The sequence below is a fragment of the Cyanobium sp. BA20m-14 genome, assembly GCF_024346295.1.
In genome coordinates this window covers 1-5,377 of the sequence record NZ_JAGQCR010000214.1, presented here as the reverse complement: position 1 = coordinate 5,377, position 5,377 = coordinate 1, and the positions used below count along the sequence as shown (strand labels likewise).

Annotated in this window: 6 protein-coding genes; 4 read left to right on the top strand and 2 right to left on the bottom strand. The window is 60.3% G+C overall.

What is annotated here, in order from left to right; translation table 11 throughout:
- The first annotated feature begins 114 nt into the window (after positions 1-114).
- Together KBZ07_RS15660 and KBZ07_RS15655 are read left to right on the top strand one after the other, a co-directional pair.
- Positions 115-2,592, top strand: coding sequence for a DEAD/DEAH box helicase family protein (locus KBZ07_RS15660; RefSeq protein ID WP_254932479.1), 2,478 nt, complete (start codon positions 115-117; stop codon positions 2,590-2,592).
- A 5-nt stretch (positions 2,593-2,597) separates the two neighbouring features.
- The gene (locus KBZ07_RS15655; RefSeq protein ID WP_254932478.1) at positions 2,598-3,179 is read left to right on the top strand and encodes a hypothetical protein; all 582 of its coding nucleotides are present in this window, start codon (positions 2,598-2,600) and stop codon (positions 3,177-3,179) included.
- Between the two features lie 89 nt (positions 3,180-3,268).
- Here the strand turns inward: KBZ07_RS15655 and KBZ07_RS15650 are convergent, their stop codons facing one another.
- Together KBZ07_RS15650 and KBZ07_RS16395 are read right to left on the bottom strand one after the other, a co-directional pair.
- Positions 3,269-3,571 carry a type II toxin-antitoxin system RelE/ParE family toxin gene (locus tag KBZ07_RS15650; RefSeq protein WP_254932477.1) on the bottom strand — a complete coding sequence of 101 codons (303 nt, stop codon included), beginning with the start codon at positions 3,569-3,571 and terminating at the stop codon, positions 3,269-3,271.
- A 2-nt stretch (positions 3,572-3,573) separates the two neighbouring features.
- On the bottom strand, positions 3,574-3,783 hold the full coding sequence (locus tag KBZ07_RS16395) for an addiction module protein (protein WP_254932476.1): 210 nt from the start codon (positions 3,781-3,783) through the stop codon (positions 3,574-3,576).
- A gap of 207 nt (positions 3,784-3,990) precedes the next feature.
- On the opposite strand from KBZ07_RS16395, the gene KBZ07_RS15640 reads away from it, so the two are divergent.
- The gene (locus tag KBZ07_RS15640; RefSeq protein ID WP_254932475.1) at positions 3,991-4,398 is read left to right on the top strand and encodes a sigma factor; all 408 of its coding nucleotides are present in this window, start codon (positions 3,991-3,993) and stop codon (positions 4,396-4,398) included.
- Positions 4,399-4,658: 260 nt separating this feature from the next.
- A partial coding sequence (locus KBZ07_RS15635; RefSeq protein WP_254932474.1) for a hypothetical protein occupies positions 4,659-5,377 on the top strand: 719 nt, incomplete at its 3' end.

Sequence of the window (5,377 nt, the reverse complement as noted above, 5' to 3'; positions counted from 1 at the left end):
CTCGCTGGCAAAAACCCTGAACCCCTGCTGAGCTTCCCCAGCGGTGCCCTGGTGCACTTCGCCGTGAGCTGCCGGGAGGTACGCATGACAACGAAGTTGGCAGGGCCGGCCACCGTGTTCCTGCCCTTCAACAAAGGCAGTGACCCCGGCGGCAAGAACTGCGGTAAGGGCAACCCCGTGCCTAATGGCCCCGGCTACCCCACCGACTACCTGTGGCAGGAGGTGTGGGAGCGGGAGAGCTGGCTTGAAATCCTCGGCCGCTATTGCATTGCCGAGAGGAACAAGAAGAAGCAGATCACGCGTGTGCTCTTCCCTCGCTACCACCAGCTTGTTGTCACCCGGCTGCTCCAAGAGGCAGTGAGGAATGAAGGACCAGGGCAGAAGTACCTGATTCAGCACTCGGCCGGCTCTGGCAAGACCAACTCCATTGCCTGGACCGCCCACTTCTTTTCGGAGCTCCATGACGCCGATGACAGGAAGGTCTTCGATTCGGTGCTGGTGGTCAGTGATAGAAACGTCATCGACACCCAGCTGCAGGAAGCCCTCGAATCGTTTGAGCGCAAGAAGGGCGTGGTCGCTTCCATCACAACGGACAAGGGCATAAAAAGTGACCAGCTGGCAGCGGCCCTAGGCGGGGACAAGAAGGTGGTGGTCTGCACCATCCAGACCTTCCCGGCCTTGATGAACAAGATGCAGGAGATGACGCTTAAGGGCGGCAAGCGGTTTGCTGTCATTGCCGACGAGGCCCACAGCTCCCAGACCGGCCAGGCCGCCGAAAAGCTCAAGAAGGTGCTCAGCGCCTCAGACGTTGCAGACCAGAGCGACGGCGCTGAAGTCTCCATCGAGGACGTACTGGCGGCCCAGATGGCGGAGCGGGTGAAGGAAGACGGCATTACCTACGTCGCCTTCACTGCCACGCCAAAGGCCAAGACCATGGAGCTGTTCGGCCGGCGACCCAACCCCCATGAACCAGCTGGAGAGGGGAACCTGCCGGAGCCATTCCACGTCTACTCCATGCGGCAGGCCATAGAAGAGGAGTTCATCCTTGATGTCCTGCAGAACTACATCTCCTACTCATTGGCCTTCCGTCTGGCTCAAGACGGGCGGGGTTTGGCGGATGAGGAAGTGGAGCAGAGCGCAGCCAAGAAGAAGCTCATGGGCTGGGTGAAGCTGCACCCCCACAACATTGCCCAGAAGGTCGAGATCATCGTCGAGCACTTCCGTCAGTTCGTCTGGCCACTGCTCGATGGCAAAGCTAAGGCGATGGTTGTGGTGGGATCGAGGAAGGAGGCAGTGCGCTGGAAGCTGGCCATCGACAAGTACATCAAGGCAAAGGGCTACCAACTGGGCACCCTGGTGGCCTTTAGCGGTGACGTTGACGACAAGGAGTCAGGCCCTGATCCTTTCAACGAGAAGAGCAGCAGCTTGAACCCAGGCCTTAAAAGCGACATCCGTGAGGCATTCAAGGGCGAGGATTACCAAATACTGCTGGTGGCCAATAAGTTCCAGACTGGCTTTGATCAGCCGTTGCTCTGCGGCATGTACGTGGACCGCCGGCTATCTGGCATACAGGCCGTGCAAACCCTCTCACGCCTGAACCGCTGTTTTCCTGGCAAGGAAACCACCTATGTCGTGGACTTTGCCAATGAGCCAAACGACATCCTGAATGCGTTTAAGGCCTACTACCAGACCGCTGAGCTGGCAGAAGCAACAGACCCAAATCTGATTCTTAGCCTCAAGGCCAAGCTAGATAGCCAGAACCACTACGACGAATTCGAGGTTGATCGGGTGGTGAAGGTACTGCTCGCCCCTAACAGCAAGCAGAGTGAACTGATCGGAGCACTGGAGCCTATTGCCCAAAGGCTTATGCACGCCTTCAGGGAAGCACGCCTGGCTAAGCGCAATGCAGAAGATGCCGGCGAACCTGACGGGGTTGATAAGGCTAAGGATGAACTTGACGCCCTCTCCCTGTTCAGAAGCGACATGGGCACCTACGTGCGCTTCTATATCTTCCTGTCGCAGATCTACGACTACGGCAATACCAGCTTGGAGAAGCGAGCCATGTTCTACAAGCGGCTGCTACCGCTGTTGGAGTTCGAGCGAGAGGTGCCAACTGTTGACCTAAGCAAGGTCGTCCTGACGCACCACACGCTCAGGAACAAGGGACAATCAAAGCTTGACCTTAAACATGGAGAAGTAGTTCAACTTCCAGGTCTTGCCCCAGGTGGTGGTTCCGTACAGGACAAGGAGAAGGCCTTGCTAGCGGCAATCATCGACAAGCTGAACGACCTATTTACAGGCGAACTCAGCGACGAAGACAAGGTGATCTATGTGCGCTCGGTGATCCGTAGCAAGTTGCTGGAATCACCCACCCTGCAGCAGCAGGCCTCTGCCAACAGCAAAGAACAATTTGGCTCGTCTCCCGATCTTGGTAGTGCCTTGATGGACGCAATCATCAGCGCTCTAGATGCCCATCAAACGATGAGTAGCCAGGCCCTGGGTTCGCCAACCATTCGAGATGGCATGAAGGAGATCCTGCTGGGCCAGACAGGTCTCTACGAAGAACTGCGTGAACGCGCCGCCGCCGCCTGATCGCCATGGCCACTGATTCAGGCACTATTGCCGTCGCCCAGGCCGCTCAGCAGATCGCTCTGCAGATGCTGGAGGAGCGCGGCCGCGGTGCGGTGCTCGTGGGCGTCGCCCGCGTTGACACAGCTCTGGAGCATCTGCTGCAGGCGGTGATGATGCCCGCTCCAGCCAAGGGCGACGGACTATTCCTGCCGGATCGTCCGCTGGGCTCCCTGGGCGCCAAGGTGGCCCTGGCCCGGCGGCTGGGCTTGATCGATGCGACGGTGGAGCGGGCTCTAAATGCCCTGCGCAAACTGCGCAACGCCTTTGCCCACTCGGCTGAATCAGCCTCCCTTTCCGACCCCGTGCACAGCTCTCGATTAGCGGAGGTCTACGTGCTTGCCCGCGCTACTCCCCTCTGGGTGCCGTTGGAGACGGTGCTATCAGCCCAGCCGCCAACGGCCCATGGTCCATTGGACCAAGCTCTGCGCGACTACATCTTGCTGATCACAATCCTGGTGGCGTTTCTAGAAGCCACTGCGCAGCAGCTCAAGCCGATCCAGCCACCTGTAGTGATGGGGTTTGGCGGTATTACTGCGTTGAACCCCTGAGCAACCTGCCTCGGAAACAGCTCTGATGATTGCTGCACCGGCGGTCCTGTACCGGTTTCTCCATATCCACGCCTCTTGCTCAGCTGGGATTAGGCCCTTGAGCGCTGACGCCAAAGATTGGGATCCTGGCCGCAATGCAGTACTGCCAGTACGACGATGCAACCCTGCTCGGCAACTGGCAAGTAGATGACCCCGTAGGGGAAACGGCCGATCAGGGCACGGCGCGTTCCCCGGTAAGCGATGGGATATGCCACAGGGTTGGAGCGGATGCGCTCAAAAGCCAGACGCACCTCTGTAAGAAATTGCCGGCCGAGGCAAGTTTCCTGGGCTTCGTACCAGCGGGCCGCCGCATAGAGATCGTCCCGGGCTTCTGGGCGGAGCCGCAGCACCATGCTCAGAGGGACTGCTCTATGGCAGCGAGCAATGCATCGGCATCGAGGCCGGTGTCGCCGTCTGTCAAGAAGCTCTCCAACCGCTGATCGATCAGCTGTTTATCGGCGTCTGTGAGCTCAGGGCCGATCTGCTCGGCAGCGATCGAGTCCCAGAGGGTCTGGACCAGCTCCAGCCGTTGTGCCAAAGGCAAGGTCAGAAGGTCATTAACCACAGGCCGTGCCGGCAAAACCGGGTGGCTGGGACCTCTCAACCGTAGCGGGGCCGTTGGGGCTGGTTGCCAACGAGCCGTCAAACACCCACCTAAATCCCTCTTCCAGTCCTCTCGCTGCGTCAAGGATCTAGCCATGCGCCCCGGTGGGGCGTCCTTGTCACATCCCTGCGGCTGTCTGTTGGGGGTGGGGTTCTCTGCCGTCCCCAGATGGCTGCCCCGCTTTCCCCCTCTGCCCTCCGTGCCCGTGATGCCCTGGTGCTCCAGCACCTGCCTCTGGCTGATGCCGTTGCTTCAGCTGCAGCCCGCCGCTTCTTCCCTTTGGTTGAGCGGGAGGATCTGATCCAGGTGGCCAGAGAAGCCCTGCTTCGTTCAGTGCTGCGCTGCAAAGCAGGTGAGCCAGCTGAGCCCTATCTGCGCCGCTGCATCTCAGGTGCCCTGCAGCATCACCTGCGCGATCGGGTGCGGCTGGTGCGCATTCCACGCCGGCTGCATGAGCAAGGTCAGTGTCCTTTGGGTCCCAAAGCAATTCCATTGGACCTGGAGGTCTTTGATCGCTCAGGGCTTTTTGGCGTGGTTGTCCATGCGGTTAATCACCTCAACAAACCACGCTTGTGAAAGATCTAATCAGTCCTGACCGTCGGAGAAGACTGGCCCTGGTTGGGTTGCTGCTGCTGGCGGTAGGTCTGCCAAGGCAAGGCAGGGGCAGGGGTCAAAAAGAAGGAGAAGGACATCACCCATCACGGCTGTGGTGTTGCGGGCGCCCCGTCCGGGCTGCGCTCGCTTTCCCTATTGCCAGCAGCCGATCCCACTGCTGGCCAGCAACGCCAGTGGGCGTGCCGGTTCGCGTCAGGATGGAAAACCCTGGTGCCTGGGCCATGGCAGATATCACCGCTGTTACTGGTGCCGGCCTGGCCGCAGGAGCCGCCGCCGCTGCCAAGGTCCGAAAGGGTCTGGATCGCACCACCAAGGTCCTGGCGGTGGCTGCCGGCACGGTTGCGGCCTCGCTCAGCGAGCTCAACAACTTCGGGGTTGACCCCCAGCTCATCAGCCGCATCACATCTGCGGCCTCCAACCACGGCGTGGCTGCAGCAGATCTGCTGGCCAAGCTGCCCGGGGAGCTGGAGCACTACGGCACTGCAGCGGTTGATGGCTTTCTCAAGGGGGGCGATGCCCTCGGCAAGCACTGGTCCCACATCGAAAGCCGTTTCAACTCCCCCCACCTGGCCGCCGATGCGGCCAATGGCATCTGGGAGGACGGCTCGGTCAACATCAGCCGCGGCGCCAGCGACATGAGCTGGCTGGAGCGACTCCGGGCCAGCACGGACAACCATCTCGATGGACTGATCGCCGCAGCTCAGACCCCTGAGTTTTGGCAGCGCACCCTCGGCAATGCCGTGGAGGCCAGCGCCTATTCAGCAGCGATCACCGCGGTGGATCAACTGCTGGTGCACCGCGACCTGTTGCTCAACGGCACAGCCGATGAACGCAAAGAGAGGCTCTTGCAGATCCTGCAGACCAGCGGCTTGATGGCTGCTGGAGCACTGCCTGTCTCGGTGTTTCTGGCCGTGGCACTGATGCTCGTGCCTGGCCTGGC